Annotated in this window: 18 protein-coding genes; 8 read left to right on the top strand and 10 right to left on the bottom strand. The window is 48.9% G+C overall.

Annotated elements, in window-relative coordinates:
* Positions 1-26: 26 nt before the first annotated feature.
* Positions 27-620: a riboflavin synthase gene (locus ACTJJJ_RS24125; RefSeq protein WP_188936416.1), complete on the bottom strand. Its 594-nt coding sequence runs from the start codon at positions 618-620 to the stop codon at positions 27-29.
* Between the two features lie 177 nt (positions 621-797).
* Between ACTJJJ_RS24125 and hisB the strand changes: the two genes are divergently transcribed.
* From hisB to ACTJJJ_RS24145, 4 genes are all read left to right on the top strand, one after another.
* A complete protein-coding gene (hisB, locus tag ACTJJJ_RS24130) occupies positions 798-1,922 on the top strand; it encodes a bifunctional histidinol-phosphatase/imidazoleglycerol-phosphate dehydratase HisB (RefSeq protein ID WP_440703249.1) in 1,125 nt (374 codons plus the stop codon).
* 333 nt (positions 1,923-2,255) lie between these two features.
* Positions 2,256-2,555: a hypothetical protein gene (locus ACTJJJ_RS24135; RefSeq protein WP_188936420.1), complete on the top strand. Its 300-nt coding sequence runs from the start codon at positions 2,256-2,258 to the stop codon at positions 2,553-2,555.
* Between the two features lie 113 nt (positions 2,556-2,668).
* Positions 2,669-3,316 carry a carbonate dehydratase gene (can, locus tag ACTJJJ_RS24140; RefSeq protein WP_188936422.1) on the top strand — a complete coding sequence of 216 codons (648 nt, stop codon included), beginning with the start codon at positions 2,669-2,671 and terminating at the stop codon, positions 3,314-3,316.
* A gap of 55 nt (positions 3,317-3,371) precedes the next feature.
* Positions 3,372-4,949: a SulP family inorganic anion transporter gene (locus tag ACTJJJ_RS24145; protein WP_188936424.1), complete on the top strand. Its 1,578-nt coding sequence runs from the start codon at positions 3,372-3,374 to the stop codon at positions 4,947-4,949.
* An 82-nt stretch (positions 4,950-5,031) separates the two neighbouring features.
* Here the strand turns inward: ACTJJJ_RS24145 and ACTJJJ_RS24150 are convergent, their stop codons facing one another.
* The 8 genes from ACTJJJ_RS24150 to ACTJJJ_RS24185 all read right to left on the bottom strand — a co-directional run bounded on the left by ACTJJJ_RS24150 (position 5,032) and on the right by ACTJJJ_RS24185 (position 11,788).
* The gene (locus tag ACTJJJ_RS24150) at positions 5,032-5,427 is read right to left on the bottom strand and encodes a hypothetical protein (RefSeq protein WP_426291805.1); all 396 of its coding nucleotides are present in this window, start codon (positions 5,425-5,427) and stop codon (positions 5,032-5,034) included.
* An 87-nt stretch (positions 5,428-5,514) separates the two neighbouring features.
* Positions 5,515-5,955 (bottom strand): hypothetical protein, encoded by a 441-nt coding sequence (locus ACTJJJ_RS24155; protein WP_188936428.1) that lies wholly within the window; start codon positions 5,953-5,955, stop codon positions 5,515-5,517.
* A 54-nt stretch (positions 5,956-6,009) separates the two neighbouring features.
* Positions 6,010-6,552 (bottom strand): RNA polymerase sigma factor, encoded by a 543-nt coding sequence (locus tag ACTJJJ_RS24160; protein WP_188936430.1) that lies wholly within the window; start codon positions 6,550-6,552, stop codon positions 6,010-6,012.
* 179 nt (positions 6,553-6,731) lie between these two features.
* Entirely contained in the window at positions 6,732-7,685 is a 954-nt protein-coding gene (locus ACTJJJ_RS24165; protein WP_188936432.1) for a transketolase family protein, read from the bottom strand.
* Positions 7,686-7,739: 54 nt separating this feature from the next.
* On the bottom strand, positions 7,740-8,597 hold the full coding sequence (locus ACTJJJ_RS24170; protein ID WP_188936434.1) for a transketolase: 858 nt from the start codon (positions 8,595-8,597) through the stop codon (positions 7,740-7,742).
* A gap of 104 nt (positions 8,598-8,701) precedes the next feature.
* A complete protein-coding gene (bcp, locus tag ACTJJJ_RS24175; RefSeq protein ID WP_188936436.1) occupies positions 8,702-9,160 on the bottom strand; it encodes a thioredoxin-dependent thiol peroxidase in 459 nt (152 codons plus the stop codon).
* A gap of 3 nt (positions 9,161-9,163) precedes the next feature.
* Positions 9,164-11,122, bottom strand: a complete 1,959-nt coding sequence (locus tag ACTJJJ_RS24180) for a M23 family metallopeptidase (protein ID WP_229222910.1) — start codon at positions 11,120-11,122, stop codon at positions 9,164-9,166.
* A gap of 54 nt (positions 11,123-11,176) precedes the next feature.
* Positions 11,177-11,788: a fumarylacetoacetate hydrolase family protein gene (locus ACTJJJ_RS24185; protein WP_426291808.1), complete on the bottom strand. Its 612-nt coding sequence runs from the start codon at positions 11,786-11,788 to the stop codon at positions 11,177-11,179.
* Positions 11,789-12,027: 239 nt separating this feature from the next.
* Here ACTJJJ_RS24185 and ACTJJJ_RS24190 point away from each other — a divergent pair, with 239 nt between their 5' ends.
* From ACTJJJ_RS24190 to ACTJJJ_RS24200, 3 genes are all read left to right on the top strand, one after another.
* Positions 12,028-12,675 carry a C40 family peptidase gene (locus tag ACTJJJ_RS24190; protein WP_440703250.1) on the top strand — a complete coding sequence of 216 codons (648 nt, stop codon included), beginning with the start codon at positions 12,028-12,030 and terminating at the stop codon, positions 12,673-12,675.
* Positions 12,676-12,794: 119 nt separating this feature from the next.
* Positions 12,795-14,015 (top strand): hypothetical protein, encoded by a 1,221-nt coding sequence (locus ACTJJJ_RS24195; protein WP_440703251.1) that lies wholly within the window; start codon positions 12,795-12,797, stop codon positions 14,013-14,015.
* Positions 14,012-15,664, top strand: coding sequence for a hypothetical protein (locus ACTJJJ_RS24200; protein WP_440703252.1), 1,653 nt, complete (start codon positions 14,012-14,014; stop codon positions 15,662-15,664). The genes ACTJJJ_RS24195 and ACTJJJ_RS24200 overlap by 4 nt, the downstream gene beginning before the upstream one ends.
* Positions 15,665-15,668: 4 nt before the next feature.
* Here the strand turns inward: ACTJJJ_RS24200 and ACTJJJ_RS24205 are convergent, their stop codons facing one another.
* Positions 15,669-16,325 carry an HAD family hydrolase gene (locus ACTJJJ_RS24205; protein ID WP_188936448.1) on the bottom strand — a complete coding sequence of 219 codons (657 nt, stop codon included), beginning with the start codon at positions 16,323-16,325 and terminating at the stop codon, positions 15,669-15,671.
* Between the two features lie 246 nt (positions 16,326-16,571).
* On the opposite strand from ACTJJJ_RS24205, the gene ACTJJJ_RS24210 reads away from it, so the two are divergent.
* Positions 16,572-17,024 carry a hypothetical protein gene (locus ACTJJJ_RS24210; RefSeq protein ID WP_188936450.1) on the top strand — a complete coding sequence of 151 codons (453 nt, stop codon included), beginning with the start codon at positions 16,572-16,574 and terminating at the stop codon, positions 17,022-17,024.
* Positions 17,025-17,036 lie beyond the last annotated feature (12 nt).

Consider the following 17,036-nt stretch of genomic DNA (forward strand, 5'->3'; position numbering starts at 1 on the left):
ACGTAATATTCCAAGATGCCAATATGCTAAACCGCATACGAACCGAGAATTCTCTTAATGTATTTGCCCAGAATATCGAATTCCAGGTTTACCGTGTCTCCCGCATTTAACGAATGAAAATTGGTAAAGTTATAGGTATAGGGGATAATAGCCACTCTGAACGTGTTTTCACCCGAGTTAAAAACCGTGAGACTCACACCATTAATGCAGATAGAACCCTTTTCAACAGTAATATTGCCGGTCGAAGCATCGTATTCAAAATCAAAAAGCCAGCTCCCGTCGCGCTCCTGCACCTGCGTACACCTGGCGGTCTGGTCCACATGGCCCTGCACGATATGCCCGTCGAAACGTCCGTTCGCGGGCATACAGCGTTCGAGATTTACTTTGCTACCCGACACAAGGTCGCCCAGGTTCGTTTTTAAAAGCGTTTCTTCGATAGCTGTTACCTGATATTGATCTCCTTCGACGGCTACTACTGTTAAACAAACGCCATTATGGCTGATGCTCTGATCTATTTTAAACTCGCTGGCAAGTGCTGACTGAAAGGTGAAGGTCTTATTGGTACCTTCCGTTTCGACTTTCAACACTTCCGCGGTCGTTTCGACGATTCCTGTAAACATTCCGATGTTGATTTAAAATGCAAAGTTACAATTTCTCAACCGCTCTCCCACCCGGTAAAATTCCCGCGATGGCATTATTCATGTCCAACTGCTTTTCAATTAGGCATTCTTTGCGAACTTTGCGGGAAATAAGCGCTGCGGAATTCCTGGTAAGGTGCTTGTAATCCAAATCTGTTAATGAAAAAAGTCCTATTTATTGATCGCGATGGAACGATCATCGTTGAGCCACCCACCGATTTTCAGGTAGATTCACTGGAAAAGCTCGAATTCCTGCCCAAAGCCATTTCCGCGTTGCGTAAAATCGCGGATGAAACCGATTATGAACTGGTCATGGTAACCAACCAGGACGGACTCGGCACCGATTCTTTCCCGGAAGACACTTTCTGGCCTGCTCAGAATAAGATGGTCAAGACGCTTGAAGGCGAAGACATCCGTTTCGCGGACGTGCATATCGACCGCAGCTTTCCCGAAGACAACCTTCCTACCCGCAAACCGGGCATCGGAATGCTTACTTCTTATTTTTCCAATGAATATGATCTGGCCAACAGCTACGTTATCGGCGACCGCCTTACCGACGTCCAACTGGCTGTAAATCTAGGTGCTAAGGCGATTCTTTTCCGCTCCGAATTGCCGGAGGAAGGCGTTAGCGATGAGATGAACCAAACTACCGCTTTGGTAACCAGCGACTGGGACGCGATTTACGAGCATTTAAAACTCCCTTCACGCAAAGCATCTGTTGAAAGAAATACCAAGGAAACACAGATTAAAGTCGACCTGAATCTCGATGGCAGCGGCCGCTCCGACATTCACACCGGCCTCGGCTTCTTCGACCATATGCTCGACCAGCTCGCCCGCCATTCCGGCGCCGATTTGTCGATCCACGTCGAAGGTGACCTCCACATCGATGAGCATCACACTATTGAGGACACTGCCCTTGCATTGGGTGAAGCCTACCGCCAGGCGATCGGCGACAAACGGGGAATCAGCCGCTACGGCTTCCTGCTGCCAATGGACGAAGCTTTGGCACAAGTAGCGATCGATTTCTCCGGCCGTCCGTGGATCGTGTGGGACGCCGAGTTCAAAAGAGAGAAGATCGGAGAAATGCCGACTGAGATGTTTTTTCACTTTTTCAAGTCATTCTCAGACACTTCACTTTCAAACCTGAACATCAAAGTGGAAGGCGACAACGAGCACCACAAGATCGAATCGATTTTCAAAGCGTTTGCCAAGGCGATTAAAATGGCTGTTAAACGCGATCTTAAAGCGCTGGATTTCATGCCATCGACGAAAGGAGTACTTTAATTTTTTGTAAATAGCGAGCCGAAATCGCATTTTTTAGCTATTTTTGCCCATCTTACGTTGCATTATAATCGAGTACAACTATGACAATGACCGTTATTATGATTGCCTTTTATATCGTTCTGTTGAGCAGCGCGTTCCTTGTGGGGCGTTGGTTGGAGAACAATGAAAAGCAATGGAAAACGAATAAGTAAGGGTTGTTTATACGACCCTTTTTTATTTGTTTCGCTTAAAAGCTCAACAGAAAAATCGTTTTAAGGTCACACTAAAAAGTGACCTGTCGAACGTTTTAGACGCGTTGAGTGTTACCTTGGTTCTTGAAAAACTGTTTTTCCCGTGTTCAGATCACTTTGTCTCATACTACTTACGGCCTTCCTCATCTGTAAAGCCACAGATGTTGCCAGCTTGCTGCTGGCCAAGGAAAAGGCATCTGTGGTTTGTGATTCAGAAACCTGTGACAATGAAGAAAAAACAGAGGTCGAAAAACTGAACGACGACCAGCTACTGATTTCACATAGCGTACAATTTGACCGCTCCGTTGCACTAATACCGGTCAAAAGCTCATTCTTCTACACCGCGAATTTCGATAACGAAATTTACCGCAATCTGCTTTCTCCGCCTCCGGAGCTCATCTGATTTCTTTGATCCAAACTCGTTTGAGTTCGTTACCGTCGTAACACGATGCGGTATTTCCGTGTCATTACGCACGTTTTCTCCTATTATTTATTCCATATTCTAATCAAGAAATCATGATCAGGGCTTATAAGCAGTTATTCGAAAACAACAAAAAATGGGCAGAAGAAACGACGAAGGAAAATCCGGAGTTCTTCTCAAACCTCGCGAAAGGACAATCTCCTAAATTCCTCTGGATCGGCTGCTCAGATAGCCGCGTGCCGGCCAACCAACTTACCGGCACCCAGCCCGGCGATATCTTCGTACATCGCAATATCGCCAACATGGTGATCCACACGGATATCAGCATGCTCAGCGTGCTCGACTACTCTGTGAACGTGCTTGGAGTAGAGCATATTCTGGTGTGCGGACATTACGGCTGCGGCGGGGTGATTACCGCAATGGGCAATAAGCAGGTAGGCCTGATCGATAACTGGTTGCGCCACATCAAAGACGTGTACCGTTTGCATGCGAAGGAACTGAACGAAATTGAAGATCCCAAAACGAGAGCCGACCGCTTCGTCGAAATCAACGTTCAGGAGCAGGTACGCGACCTTGCCAAAACGACCATCGTGCAAACTGCGTGGGCTAACGGCAAGCCGCTGCAACTCCACGGTGTCGTTTACGATATCGGCAACGGTATACTAAAGGACATGGACGTGACGATCGACGCCACCAACTTTGCCGACGACGTATACCGTCTTGACATACCGCAATTAGTATAATCAGCGGTTCTGCATTCCGAGTAGTCCAATTTATGATCCTTACTGACTCAATCGTATGTCATTGAATAATAAAAATTTGTTCGCCAATCTTAAATACGATTTACCTTCCGGGCTTGTCGTATCCCTGGTAGCGCTGCCGTTATGCCTCGGTATTGCGCTAGCCTCGACCGGCCGCTCCGATCTTCTTTTTTCGGGTGTTATTGCCGGAATCGTAGGCGGAATCGTAGTAGGCTCACTGAGCGGCTCCTCCCTGGGTGTGGCAGGTCCGGCAGCGGGTCTGGTTGTGATTGTACTCAATGCGCTCGATACACTGGGCAGCTTCGAGGCTTTTTTGCTCGCCGTTGTTTTTGCAGGTGCCATACAAATGATCGCCGGCTTGCTCAAAGCGGGTATTATCGGCTATTACTTCCCTTCATCGGTGATCAAGGGAATGCTGGCAGCCATTGGTATTACACTTATTTTAAAGGAAATACCACATGCATTCGGTTACGATGCCGACTTTATGGGTGATGAGGCGTTTGCACAAAGGGATGGCCGCAATACATTCTCCGAGGTATATTACTCACTCCGCTACAATAGCACCGGCGCGATCATCATCTCGTTGGTTTCGCTTGCCATGCTCATCTTGTTCGATAAGCCGTTCATGAAGAAAATACAGCTGTTCCGTTATATTCCGGGCGCTTTGTTCGTCGTATTGACCGGCGTTATCCTGAACCTTGTATTCGGTGCCGTGGCACCGCAATGGGTTTTGACAGGCGAACACATGGTACAGCTTCCGGTTGCTTCGAGCGCCTCCGAGTTTTTTAGTTTCTTTAAAACACCGGATTTCTCTGCAATCAGCAAGCCTGAGGTTTACACAGTGGCCTTAACATTAGCCATCGTGGCCAGCCTTGAAACATTGCTTTCGGTAGAAGCCACCGACCGCCTCGATCCGTTCAAGCGCAGCACGCCCACCAACCGCGAGTTGATGGCTCAGGGCGCAGGCAACATGATTTCCGGCCTGATCGGCGGGTTGCCTATTACCCAAGTAATCGTCCGCAGCTCCGCGAATATCGATTCGGGCGGCCGTACAAGAATGAGTACCATCATTCACGGTACCATTCTGCTTATTTCAGCGGTGTTTATTGCTCAATATCTCAACTACATCCCGCTTGCATCGCTGGCAGCGATCCTGTTGATGGTGGGCTACAAGCTGTCCAAATTCGAATTGTACAAAGGAATGTACAAGCTCGGCCTGGAACAGTTCATACCATTCGTTGTAACCATTATCGCCATCCTCAGCACCGACTTGCTGAAAGGGATTGGTATCGGTATGGTCGTCGCGATCTATTTTATTCTGAGAAAGAATTACAAGCATTCCTACCATTATATCAAGGAAGAGCACCGCGACGGCGAGGTGATCACGCTGCAACTTTCCGAAGAAGTAACCTTCCTGAACAAAGGCAGCATCAGCGCCACGCTGGATAACCTGCCCGACGGCGCTACCGTGGTGATCGACGGCTCCAAATCGATGAACATCGATTACGACGTACTCGAAATCATCCAGGATTTCAAAAAACACCAGGCGCCGCTACGCAATATCACTGTGGAAACACGAGGTGTAGGCGAAGTGGAAGCAGTGGGAGCTCATTAGCATTAACCATTTATAAAACGAAGGCCCGCCTCCTGACGGAAGCGGGCCTTTTCGTTTGTAATAAGTCGATAAGCAGGCTAACTCAATTTTTTTGCTTTAACCGCTGGATCAGCATATCGTTGAATGTACGTTCGGCCTTGTACAATTCGATTACCTGGCTCGCAGTGATTACCTTTAAAAACTTGCTCTGATATTCTTTTTCCAGATCGAGTTCCTTCTGGCGAAGTTCCTGAACCTCTTTCAGGTTACTCAGTACCGCTTCATCGTTCTGGCCCTCCGCTTTTTTGTCGTTGATGATCTTGCGCTGCGCCCGGTGAATTTCTCGCCTTTGCTGAGAATATTCATTGTACATCGGCCAAAAACCGGTGGACTGCTCGGGCGTGAGGTTGAGGCGGTTGGTAATGATTGCCACCTTAGCATCCTGAATTTTCTTTATTTCTTCCTCGGAACGGCGTTGGGCCTGCGCTGTCGTTGACATTGCGCCGAAGAATAGGAGTAAAAGAGCAAAAGTGTTCCGATACCGTTTGAATTCAAATTGTAAGTTCATTTCGATTGTTCGTTAGGGTCAAATCTTCTCCGGGGCAACCATAACCTCCTCCAACTGCTGGCGAAGAACATCGTCTTCCAGGCCATCCAGATAATTCAGCACCGTCGAATCCGATTCGAAGGCTTTCTGAACCACCTTGTGTTCGCTCAGATCGTAATAGCTAATGTCCTGATCTTCCAGGTAAGTGATGATAGAGGCATTACTGATGCCGCTCAAAGGCTCCTGCCCCAGCGATCCCTGGCGCTCCGGTACGGTTACCCACACGAGCACGAGAATCAGTGCAGATGCTGCGGCCAAGCCAACAGAACGTTGCCACGACCAGCTTACGAGGGGTTTGCGCACGGGCTCCGCGGGGATCCGGGACTGGATCATTTGCGGCAGCTTGTCAAAATAACCTTCCGGCACGGAAAAGGGCGTCTCCCTCTTCAGATCATCCAGCCGTATACGTTTTTTGTCCATGATTATTTATATTTCCTGTCTTGTGAAGGTTTGACCAATGAGAATGCAAATAGTTTAATCCGTGTCGTTCAAAAAATCCTCAATTTTTTTCGAAGCCCAATGATATGAAGCTTTTAATGCCCCTACCGACGTTCCGGTGATCTCCGAAATCTCTTCATAGGGTAAATCTTCAAAATATTTGAGGTTAAATACCAACCTTTGCTTTTCTGGTAATTTTAATATTGCTTTCTGCAATTTGAGCTGAATAGCGTCACCGCTTACTTCCGGATCCGCTTCCAGCTTTTCACTGAGTTCGTTCTCGACGTCGTAGATCGGGATGAAATATTTCCGTCGCTTTTTGTTGAGAAAATTAATGGCTTCGTTGCTCGCAATGCGGTAAAGCCAGGTATAAAGCTTGGCATCGCCGCGGAAATTCTCCAGAGCCGTCCACGCTTTTATAAATACATCCTGGGTAATGTCATTGGCATCATCATGATCGACCACCATCTTCCTTACCAGCCAATAAACTTTTTGCTGGTACTTCCGTACCAACTGATTGAAAGCGTTCCTCCGCGTTTCGGGATTTTGAAAAAGAGATAATAATTCTTCGTCGGACATTTAATCAGTGTTAACCTGATCTTTTTTATAGCAACCTGCTTGACCAATAATTGTACCTGAGCCCAAAGGCAACGCCGGTCAATAATAGTTTATTTTTTGATTCAGGACAAATAAAAAGAGCCCTGCCTTTCAGGCCGGGCTCTTTTTCCGTCGACCTAAGTCGACGGAGAGCGATGATATTACTTGCGTGCAATCGCGCGTTTTGCGGCTTCTACGATATGTTTTGCATCCAGGCCGTATTTTTCCAGCAACTGCGCTGGCGTGCCGCTTTCTCCGAAGCTGTCGTTCACCGCTACATATTCCTGCGGAACGAGCTTGTTTTTAACGATAACCTGCGCAACGCTGTCACCCAAACCACCGATGCGGTTGTGCTCTTCGGCAGTTACCACGCAGCCGGTTTTTTCAATCGATTTCAGGATCGCTTCTTCGTCCAGGGGTTTGATTGTGTGGATATTGATGATCTCGGCATTGATACCCTCGGCTTCAAGGATCTCCCCAGCCTGGATCGCTTCCCATACCATGTGACCGGTAGCGAAGATACTTACGTCGGTACCTTCGTTGACCATCCAAGCTTTTCCAATCTCAAATTTCTGATCGGCATCTGTAAAAATCGGGATTACCGGACGACCGAAACGCAGGTAAACCGGCCCGTCGTACTCAGCAATCGCGATGGTAGCCGCTTTCGTCTGGTTGTAATCGCAAGGGTTGATCACCGTCATGCCCGGAAGCATTTTCATCATCCCGATATCTTCGAGAATCTGGTGGGTTGCACCGTCTTCTCCCAACGTAAGACCTGCGTGTGAAGCACAGATTTTTACGTTTTTATTGGAATATGCTACGCTCTGACGAATCTGGTCATAAACGCGGCCTGTCGCGAAGTTCGCGAAAGTAGTAGCAAATGGAATTTTACCTCCGATAGTCAAACCAGCTGAAAGGCCGATCATATTTGCCTCGGAAATACCGCATTGAATAAAACGCTCAGGGTTTTCTTTGATAAACGGTTCGAGTTTCAAAGAACCAACGAGGTCGGCACAAAGCGCCACGACGTTGGGATTTTGCTGCCCCAGCACGTGCATTCCGGCACCGAAGCCCGAACGCGTATCTTTCTTCTCAGTGAAAGTGTATTTTTTCATTTTGAATATTGTCTGTTTATGAAACCGCGTGCATTGCTGCCGCTGGTCCGGATATTAATAATCTCCCAAAGTTTCGTCAAGCTGAGCCAGTGCCGCCGCCAATTGTTCGTCGTTAGGCGCAACACCGTGCCATTTGTGGCTGCCCATCATGAAGTCGACGCCGTAGCCCATGCCTGTGTGGAGCAATACCATGATCGGTCTGCCATGTCCCAGACGGCCTTTGGCTTCGTACAGGCCTTTCAGCACTGCCGCCATGTCGTTTCCTTCTTCGATAGAGATTACTTCCCATCCGAATGCCTCATATTTGGCACCCAAATCGCGGTTGTTCATTACCTTCACGGTAGGGCCATCGATTTGCTGACCGTTCAGGTCGATAAACGCTATCAGGTTGTCTACCTGGTGGTGTGGCGCGAAAGTAGCAGCCTCCCAAACCTGGCCTTCCTGCTGCTCGCCATCGCCCATCAGTACGTATACTATTCCTTTGTCGTTGTTCAGTTTCTTAGCTGTTGCCGCCCCCAATGCTACCGACAATCCCTGGCCCAGTGAGCCCGACGCGATACGGATACCTTCGAGGTGTTCGTGCGTGGTAGGGTGTCCTTGCAGGCGTGAATTCAGCTTGCGGAATGTAGCCAGCTCCGATACAGGGAAATATCCCTTGCGTGCCAATACGCTGTACCAAACCGGGGAAATGTGACCGTTCGAAAGGAAGAAAAGGTCTTCGTCCTTACCGTCCATATCGAATACGACTTTGCCGTCCTGCTCTTTAAGCTTCATACGCTCAAAGTACAATGCTACCAACAAGTCGGTGCATCCCAGCGACCCGCCAGGGTGCCCCGACTGACAACCATGTACCATTCGTACGATGTCCCTGCGAACCTGGGATGCTACTTTTTCTAATTGTTCAATTTCCATTTTTATTTATTTTCTATTGGACTGTCCTTAATCGGCTTACCCGAAGCGGGACCATTTAGGCGGCGTAAATGTCCTGCTATTCGGAATGTTAAAATGACTGATTATTATTCAGTTTTTCCAAGAATTTGATCAGTGTGTTTCGACGATTCCACTTTGGAAATAATCTCCTCAATGATCCCTTTTTTGTTGATGACGAAAGTTGTACGGAGTAAACCCATGTAGGTTCGTCCAAACGTTGTTTTTTCTCCCCAAACTCCGTAAGCCTCAATCATTTTATGCTCCGTGTCAGCCAGGAGAGGGAAGGGGAGGCCATGCTTTTTGATAAATCTCTGATGCGATTTTTCACTATCCGGGCTTACCCCGAACACCTTATAACCCTTTTTCAGGAGCGCTCCGTAGTTGTCGCGGATGTTGCAGGCCTGATTGGTGCAGGTAGGTGTGTTATCTTTGGGATAAAAGTACAAAACAACTTTCTCTCCCTTCAAATCCGACAGCTTTACTTGGTTTCCATCCTGATCTTTTACTGAAAATGCGGGTGCGGGGTCACCGACTTGTAGGCCCATAATTTATCTTTTGCGTTTTCTGGTTTTCTTAGGTTTAACAACCAGATCTACCAATTCGGTTTGCAAGATAGTACTATTTCCCGCCCTATCCGTCACTTCCAACACCAGTTCTCCTTCAAATGGCTGAGTATCATCCAGTTTTTCCGACCAGATATAGCCCTTTTTGAAATCATAATTCAACAAAACCCACTGACCGTTCACCAATGCCTTGAAATTCGCAATCCCCGACATGCCGTCGCCTACGTACCCGCGTATGCGATGCTTGCTATGCTCGACGAGCCGTACCCTTGGAGGTACCGTATCGCTCTGAACGACAAACGTGCCGAGCTCGCGCGTATCGAAACGGATCATGTCGCCGTCCCATTTCCCGCCCAGAAAGCGGTAATCGCCGTTCAGGTAGCGATACATGAAAGTCCGGGACTTATCCTCCGGCAGCTTTTCGGGCGTGAGAGCGACGTGAATGTAGTCGTTCAATGCAGTACCCCGGTTATTAATGGTTAACGCATTAAAATTCCGCTGCCCCATCAGGAACAGCGTGTCGAACAAGCTGGTATTCTCAAAATCCACAGACCATTTGGCCTCTTTGAATGACGAGACAATGCCCGGCATCACCTGACTCCGCAGAAAGGTCTTCACCGTGGTAGTGCCAATTTTCACGGAATCCGGCATTTCTTTCCTCAAATCAGTCAAAAAAACCGCTGATTCGCCTGCGTACAGGTTAGGCGCTTTCCTCTCTTCTTTTCCTTTAATATAAAATGTCGCCGACGGTTCCTGGCTGCGGTAGTATTTCGCTTTAACTACCAATGTATTCTCCCGGATTTCGGTTTGCACATATTCCGGGTTCACCTCGGTATTGAACACCGGCAGCGGGGGGTTTTGCGGCTCGCCCTTAATATTAAATATCAGCTCCGAGAAGTTTTCATAGGAATCCGAGATGCGCACTTTTACCTCGTGGCTCAGAGTATCTGCGATATTCAACTTCCCGTTGATCGCATTGGTTTTATATAAATTAAACTGATTCCCGTCGGGAACGTAGCATTTCAGAAAACGCTGGCCGGTCGCCTGCTCCGTTTCATAGTCGATGAGGTTGTTATAATCGCGGGTCGAGGCATTGGGGAATACTTCAATATTGTAAGAAAACACTTCCTGCCCGTCCATTTTAATTTCGATGCATTGTAACCCGTAACGAAAACCGGTGCCGGTCATCTGGTCGAACGCGATAAGATCCAGGCCGACAATGCCCGTGGCCGAAACCTGTTCGGGCAAACGCCAGGTGCCGTCTTTCAGTTTGACAGGCGCGTAAACCCTGCGATCAAACTGCCCGTTGACGCGCCCATTAATATCCATAGGACGAATGGCCAGGTTCACGAATTTCGGCGGGGTAACATCTTTGATTTCGTTAAACCCGAAATACAACGGATTGAGATAATTATCCTTCGAATCGCGAACCTCAAAGTGTAAGTGCGGCCCCGCTGAACCGCCCGTATTCCCGGAAAGTGCGATTACCTCCCCTTTCTTGAATACAAACTGGCCTGCTTCCGGGAAGAGGTCTATTTCAAATGTCTGCTTTTTATATTGTTCCTGCCGGACCCACGTCGCCAGCGGATCACTGAATTTCAGCAAATGTCCGTAAACCGTCGTTTGTCCATTCGGATGGCGCAAATAGATTACGTTACCATAGCCGGTGCGCTGCACAGCTACTTTGTAAATATAACCTTCTGCTGCCGCGTACACGGGCAAGCCCTCACGCTGCTGCGTACGAATGTCGAGCCCGGCGTGAAAGTGATTGCTGCGCAAATCACCCAGGCCGCCTGCCAGTGAGTTGGGCAACCCCGGACGGATCGGAAACTGGTAATAACCCTTTGGATACGATTGCTTTTGGGCCAAAGAATCCTTTGCAACACCTGCTAAACCCAATACAAACAACCCTGAACGGACAAATGCCCGAAAATAATGACGCATGAAAAAGTGCATGAATAGTCGGTAGCCCCGACCGGGTGATATGAAGAGTACGGTTTACTTAACGAACAGTTCGAGCATCTTCTTGCCTTCAATCGAGGCGGTCAGCTTGTCGCCGACCTTCACCGGACCAACGCCTTTGGGAGTGCCGGTGAAAATCAAGTCTCCTTTTTTGAGCATGAAGAACTTAGAAACAAAGGAAATCAGGTAATTGATGCGGTAGATCATCATCGACGAATTACCGTTCTGCCGCGTCTCATCATTCACATCGAGGCTAAAATTGACGTTCTGAATGTCCGCAAAATCCGAAACCGGAACAAATTCCGAAACCGGTGCCGAGCCGTTGAATGCCTTCGCGAGCTCCCAGGGAAGCCCTTTGGCCTTCAGCTCGGATTGCAGATCGCGGGCAGTGAAGTCGATCCCGATCCCGATTTCACTGTAATATTTATGAGCGAACTTCTCTTCGATGTTTTTCCCCACTTTATCGATCTTTACCACGAGCTCTACTTCATAATGAACATCTTTTGAGAAATCGGGATAATAAAAGTCATCTCCGAGGCGGATCTGTGCGGTTTCAGGTTTCAGAAATATGACCGGGGAATCGGGTGTCTGGTTGTTCAGTTCGGCGATATGCTCTGCGTAATTCCGGCCTACACAAATAATTTTCATCAGGGGTAAATGCTAATTTAAAAGGAATGAACATCAGGGACAAAGCTACTTACAAAGCCGGGGCCTCACAATATTTGTCACAATTTTTCAGCCCGAATGCAGTTAAAATAGAAATGCGACGGTTAGTGCCGACGTCTCGTCGGTGCACGCTAAGATCCGGCGTTCCGTCGGCGAAAACGCTCACAAAAAAAAATTAAGCTATTTTTGAACTCAGTAATCAGGCCATATTCCGCTTACGCATGAAGAAGTACCTTTCCCAATCCCTTTCCTGCACCATTTTTACAATCCTGATCACTACATTATTATTCTCCTGCGACGTATTCCGCACAACACCCGAACGCCATAGTTCATCACGCAGTACAACCTCACGAGGACGCACTTCTCCGTCCCGCAGGCCGCCTGCCCGCAAACCGGTGGCAAAAGCTCCCGCCAGAAAACCTGCGCCCACGCGAAGCACCACACCTACCTACTCCCGCCCCGGCTCTGTCAATACAGCGAACATCCCGGAGGTCGTGCAAATCGCGCGTACCTACACCGGCACACCCTACCGCTCGGGCGGCAACGACAAAGACGGTATCGACTGCTCCGGCCTGATCTGCCAGGTATATTCCGAAATGGGCGTTAAAGTGCCCCGCATTTCGTGGCAGCAATCCGAATTCGGACAGGAAGTGGGCAGCGTAGCCGAAATTAAACCCGGTGACTGGCTCTTTTTCGTACCTGAGGCTGGCAAGGAAGGTTACGTATCCCACGCAGGCATTGTCACCGACGTCCGCGGAAGGGACGAGATCATATTTATCCACGCCTCCACCTCGCGCGGCGTACGTGAGGACAACCTGTTTTCGACCTATTTTAAAGGGCGTTTCGTAAAAGCCATGCGGCCATTTTGAGTCCGGCCGGCCGTTCACTAACCCTGCCTGCGTAAAATTGAATACAACCATAGGGGTAGCATGGAATATGATTGTCCTTTTCGAAATTTGCAGTCATAACTCAGTTTCCTCTCCGCAACATGCAAAACCCCATTGCCCCTCCGCCTCAGTACGGCGACCGGACTTTAACCATGCAGGCCAGTCCGGGTATTCCCGTCTACATTTACGCCACCGTTTTTGCTTCATTTTGCGTAATCACCGGACTCATCTGGGACATTTGCTGGCACATGAGCATTGGCCGCGACGGGTTGCTATCGCCGCCGCACCTCGTTATTTACCTGGGCGCCGTAGTGGCAGGACTGTTTTCGGGTTATGAGATCTTGAGAAAAACATTTTGGGGAAGTGATATTGAAAAAGCGGCCAGCGTCAAAATCTGGGGCTTTTTTTACAGCTCGCTCGGGTCGCTGTTCTGCGTTTGGGGAGCGCTGTCCATGCTTACCTCCGCTCCTTTCGACGATTGGTGGCACAATACCTATGGTCTCGACGTAACGATCCTCTCCCCTCCGCATACTGTGCTCATTCTGGGCATTATCGGCATCCAGTTCGGCGCGATGATCAGTGTCATTGCAGTGAAGAACCAGATGAAATTGCTCGGCAGTTTTGGCCAGGGAAAGACGAAGGCATTAGACAAAACACTTTTCTGGCTATTTGCATTATCCGCCGGCTTTCTGCTAACCATCTGGTTCACGTTAATATCCGAGGAATTGGGTAGAATGCGCACGCACAAGTCGAGCTACTACATATTTGCCGGGGCTGCATTTCCACTGCTGCTGATAGCCGTTGGCAAGGCCGTTTCGCACAAATGGGCCGTTACAGCCGTCGCCGGCGTTTACACTGCATTAATGCTCGGCACACTATGGATCATTCCACTTTTCCCTGCCGAGCCCAAACTTGGGCCGATCCTGAACCATATTACCCACTATCAGGGCTTTCATTTCCCATTGCTGCTGCTCGCCCCGGCCGTTGTGATCGATATCCTTCGGTACCGCTTCGCGCATTGGAGTGATTGGAAACTCACTTTGCTGCTTGGCATCGGATTCCTGGCCGTATTTTTTGTGGTTCAATGGTTTTTCGGCGGATTTCTGATGGAATCGCCCTATGCGCGTAACTGGTTTTTCGGGAGCCATTACTGGTATTTCGGGAATGATCCGAACTGGGAGTACCGCTACAAATTCGGCCGCTGGATGGTCGAGGAAACGCCGGCACTGCTCAAAGGGTTGGGCATTGCACTGGTATTAACATTAATCTCAACCCGCATCGGATTGGCGTGGGGCAACTGGATGCACAAGATTCAACGATGAAAAAATATCTGTACCTCATTCTCTTATTGCTGCAAAGCGTAGCCACGTATGCCCACGTGGGCAGCGCGGGTGTACAAATGCAGGCGCAGGCCGGCTCGTACAAGGTGCTTGTAAGCATTACACCGCCGGATGTTATTCCGGGAACCGCGCAGGTTTCGGTTTTTATTGAATACGGCGAGGCTCGGAAAGTGTCGGTCCGGCCGATTTACTTTTACTCGGGCGACAAAGGCGCGCCTACTTCCGATCCGCTGGCGCCTGTTGCGGGCCAGAAGGGCCAGTTTCAGGGAGCGGTTTGGCTCATGGAACCAGGTTCGTCGAGCGCACAGATCAGCATTGAGGGTATCCAGGGAGATGCATCGTTGATCATCCCCATCGTTGCCGTTTCAACTGCGGAACGCGATATGCCCAAAGGGCTTGGTATTAGCCTCAGTATTCTCGGATTACTGCTTTTCCTGCTCATGATCACGACCATCGGTGCCAGTGTGAGCGACGGCCTTTTAAAGCCCGGCCAAAGCCTTACTCCGGCCCAGAAACGGAAGCGATGGATCAATATGGGCATCGCCACGGCCGTATGTTCATTGATTTTGTATGGCGGAAGCAGCTGGTGGGATAGCTGGGCAGCCGAGTACAAACAGTGGTTGTACAAGCCGTTGAAAGCCAAAACCGCGATCATCGAAGCAGATTCCCAACGGGTTTTCCAACTAAAAATCGACACCACCAACTGGGACCACCGGATGAAAAGAAGTATGCTGAGCACATTGATCCCCGATCATGGAAAGATCATGCATACATTCCTCGTGCGCACGCCTACACTCGATGCATTCGCGCACGTCCATCCCGACCGTAGGGATAGCCTGACATTTGAAGCTGTATTGCCGGATCTGCCGGCCGGAAAATACCTGGTTTACTCCGACATTGTACAGTACTCCGGTTTTGCCGAAACGATCGTCGATACGCTGGTGATCAATACCAAACCGTCAAAACGCATAAGTAAGGCACTGTCAGAAGACGATACCTATATCATTACAGATCCGCTAGATACGCCCGGCAAGGTGCCGATGGGCGAAAATGTTGTCATTTGTGGAAAACCCGGAACCAAAACCGTGTTCAAAGACGGCTCCTATGCTATCTGGGAGGGCAAGCCGGATAAGGCGCTCGAAGCGGGAAAACCTTATCAGCTTAATTTTGAAATATTCAACCCGGACAACAGTCCCTGCTTCCCGGAACCTTACCTGGGAATGCTTGGGCATGCGGTAATCGTACGCTCCGACGGTTCGGTTTATATTCACCTGCACCCTAGCGGCTCCTATTCGATGGCCGCCGGCCAATCGTTTGAAAACCGCATTTCGGATACTGCCCACGTAGCCAAATGGCCCCAAGCCAACGTTTTCCGTGATAGCATCGACCGGCACCTGGCCAATTTAAAAGCCATGCCGACCATAGACCGCGAAATATTCCTGATGAAGGAAATGGGCATGTATAACGTCACCGAAGGCGGCATGACCGGCATGGATCACGCTACCCGCATTTCGTTCCCCTACGCATTTCCGAAAGGCGGCCAGTACCGGATATTCCTTCAAATCAAAAGAAACGAAAAAGTGTTGACCGGCGCCTTCGATGTGAAAGTTACCGATCCTGTCACATTGTAGCGTTTCAGAAGAGCGCAGCGATCTTTTCGTAAGAGAGGTCGCTGTAATCGTTTATATACAGGTTGCAGGGCGGCAATTCCTCCCGCGTGTGCGAGCTTAGCACGCCTACCACACGCATACCTGCATTGAGTGCTGCCGAAACACCCGAGAATGAATCTTCAAATACAACACACTGGTCCGGACTAACTCCCAGGTTCCTGGCGGAGGTAAGGTATACTTCCGGATCGGGCTTGTGCTTTTTCACATCTTCGCTCGCCAAAACAGAGCCTAGCATCTCTTGAATAGGCACTTTACTCAGAATGAGGTCCAGGTTGGCCCGGGGTGCAGACGTAGCGACTCCGAGTACCGCCCCATTCGCTTTCAAATCGTGCATAAACCCGACAATGCCTGTGATAGGCTCCACATAAGGCTCATACAGTTCACGGAAAAGCCCTTCTTTTTCCTCTTCCATTTTCAACAACTCCTCTCCTTCAACCACTCGCTGCAAAAAGTGGCTTAAAATGTAGCTGTTACTTTTTCCGTACATGTGCTGGGCAAATTCCTCTTCAGTAGGAGAAAGGTTTCGTTTCGAAAAAAACTCGCGGAATGCGCGGGAGTGGTAGGGGTTTGTATGGACAATCACCCCGTCCATATCAAAAATGACTGCTAATTTCTCTTTCATCCCGCAAAGTTAACATCGGATAATCTTCCTGAAAATGAAATGCAGAACTAAAAATGAATACAATCATTGAAATAGTTTGATAACTTAAATTCAAACTTTTTATAACCAGGTGACATTTTTACTAACCATTCTATTAAATTTACCTGCAATGGCTCACACTACTTCTTCAAAACATCCTTAAATTCAACGTTATAATAAAGGCCTCCCGAATTACCCGATCCAATTTCCGATCAATTAATTGCGTATATGAATGAATTAGAACGAGCAGGCAATGGAGTCGATAGTCGTGCACTTTCGAAGCCAAAAACGCTCACTTCCCTTGAAGTGTATGATCAATTCGGGGCCATGGCGTATGGCATTATACTACAAATCCTGCCTCAGGTGCATTTGGCACAAGAAGTACTGGTAAGTGTATTTTCATCCCCGCAATTACAGTCCTGCAATAGTTACCCCTTTACTTTTGCCGCATGCGTGATCAAGCTGGCGCGGGCCAAAGCAGTGGAGGCGAAGCGCAAACTGACCGCTCTTGCACCCGCGGGAGCCGAGTATGCACACGGCGACGCCTCTCCGCAAATCATTTTTGACCTCGCATTCCGCCAGGGGTTCACACCCGATGAGGTGGCAGGCAAGTTGAACATATCGAAGGCCGAAGTGCTTCGTTCTTTTCACGAGTTTTTCAAATCATATCGCAACGCATAAATATTACACCCA

This window comes from Dyadobacter sp. 22481, assembly GCF_052044875.1.
Classification (GTDB): domain Bacteria; phylum Bacteroidota; class Bacteroidia; order Cytophagales; family Spirosomataceae; genus Dyadobacter; species Dyadobacter endophyticus.

Bases quoted from the DNA above. Each gene is read 5' to 3' on its own strand.
- ACTJJJ_RS24125 (WP_188936416.1), bottom strand. From the start codon at position 620: ATGTTTACAGGAATCGTCGAAACGACCGCGGAAGTGTTGAAAGTCGAA.
- hisB (WP_440703249.1), top strand. From the start codon at position 798: ATGAAAAAAGTCCTATTTATTGATCGCGATGGAACGATCATCGTTGAG.
- can (WP_188936422.1), top strand. From the start codon at position 2,669: ATGATCAGGGCTTATAAGCAGTTATTCGAAAACAACAAAAAATGGGCA.
- ACTJJJ_RS24145 (WP_188936424.1), top strand. From the start codon at position 3,372: ATGTCATTGAATAATAAAAATTTGTTCGCCAATCTTAAATACGATTTA.
- ACTJJJ_RS24150 (WP_426291805.1), bottom strand. From the start codon at position 5,427: ATGTCAACGACAGCGCAGGCCCAACGCCGTTCCGAGGAAGAAATAAAG.
- ACTJJJ_RS24155 (WP_188936428.1), bottom strand. From the start codon at position 5,955: ATGGACAAAAAACGTATACGGCTGGATGATCTGAAGAGGGAGACGCCC.
- ACTJJJ_RS24160 (WP_188936430.1), bottom strand. From the start codon at position 6,552: ATGTCCGACGAAGAATTATTATCTCTTTTTCAAAATCCCGAAACGCGG.
- ACTJJJ_RS24165 (WP_188936432.1), bottom strand. From the start codon at position 7,685: ATGAAAAAATACACTTTCACTGAGAAGAAAGATACGCGTTCGGGCTTC.
- ACTJJJ_RS24170 (WP_188936434.1), bottom strand. From the start codon at position 8,597: ATGGAAATTGAACAATTAGAAAAAGTAGCATCCCAGGTTCGCAGGGAC.
- bcp (WP_188936436.1), bottom strand. From the start codon at position 9,160: ATGGGCCTACAAGTCGGTGACCCCGCACCCGCATTTTCAGTAAAAGAT.
- ACTJJJ_RS24180 (WP_229222910.1), bottom strand. From the start codon at position 11,122: ATGCGTCATTATTTTCGGGCATTTGTCCGTTCAGGGTTGTTTGTATTG.
- ACTJJJ_RS24185 (WP_426291808.1), bottom strand. From the start codon at position 11,788: ATGAAAATTATTTGTGTAGGCCGGAATTACGCAGAGCATATCGCCGAA.
- ACTJJJ_RS24190 (WP_440703250.1), top strand. From the start codon at position 12,028: ATGAAGAAGTACCTTTCCCAATCCCTTTCCTGCACCATTTTTACAATC.
- ACTJJJ_RS24195 (WP_440703251.1), top strand. From the start codon at position 12,795: ATGCAAAACCCCATTGCCCCTCCGCCTCAGTACGGCGACCGGACTTTA.
- ACTJJJ_RS24200 (WP_440703252.1), top strand. From the start codon at position 14,012: ATGAAAAAATATCTGTACCTCATTCTCTTATTGCTGCAAAGCGTAGCC.
- ACTJJJ_RS24205 (WP_188936448.1), bottom strand. From the start codon at position 16,325: ATGAAAGAGAAATTAGCAGTCATTTTTGATATGGACGGGGTGATTGTC.
- ACTJJJ_RS24210 (WP_188936450.1), top strand. From the start codon at position 16,572: ATGAATGAATTAGAACGAGCAGGCAATGGAGTCGATAGTCGTGCACTT.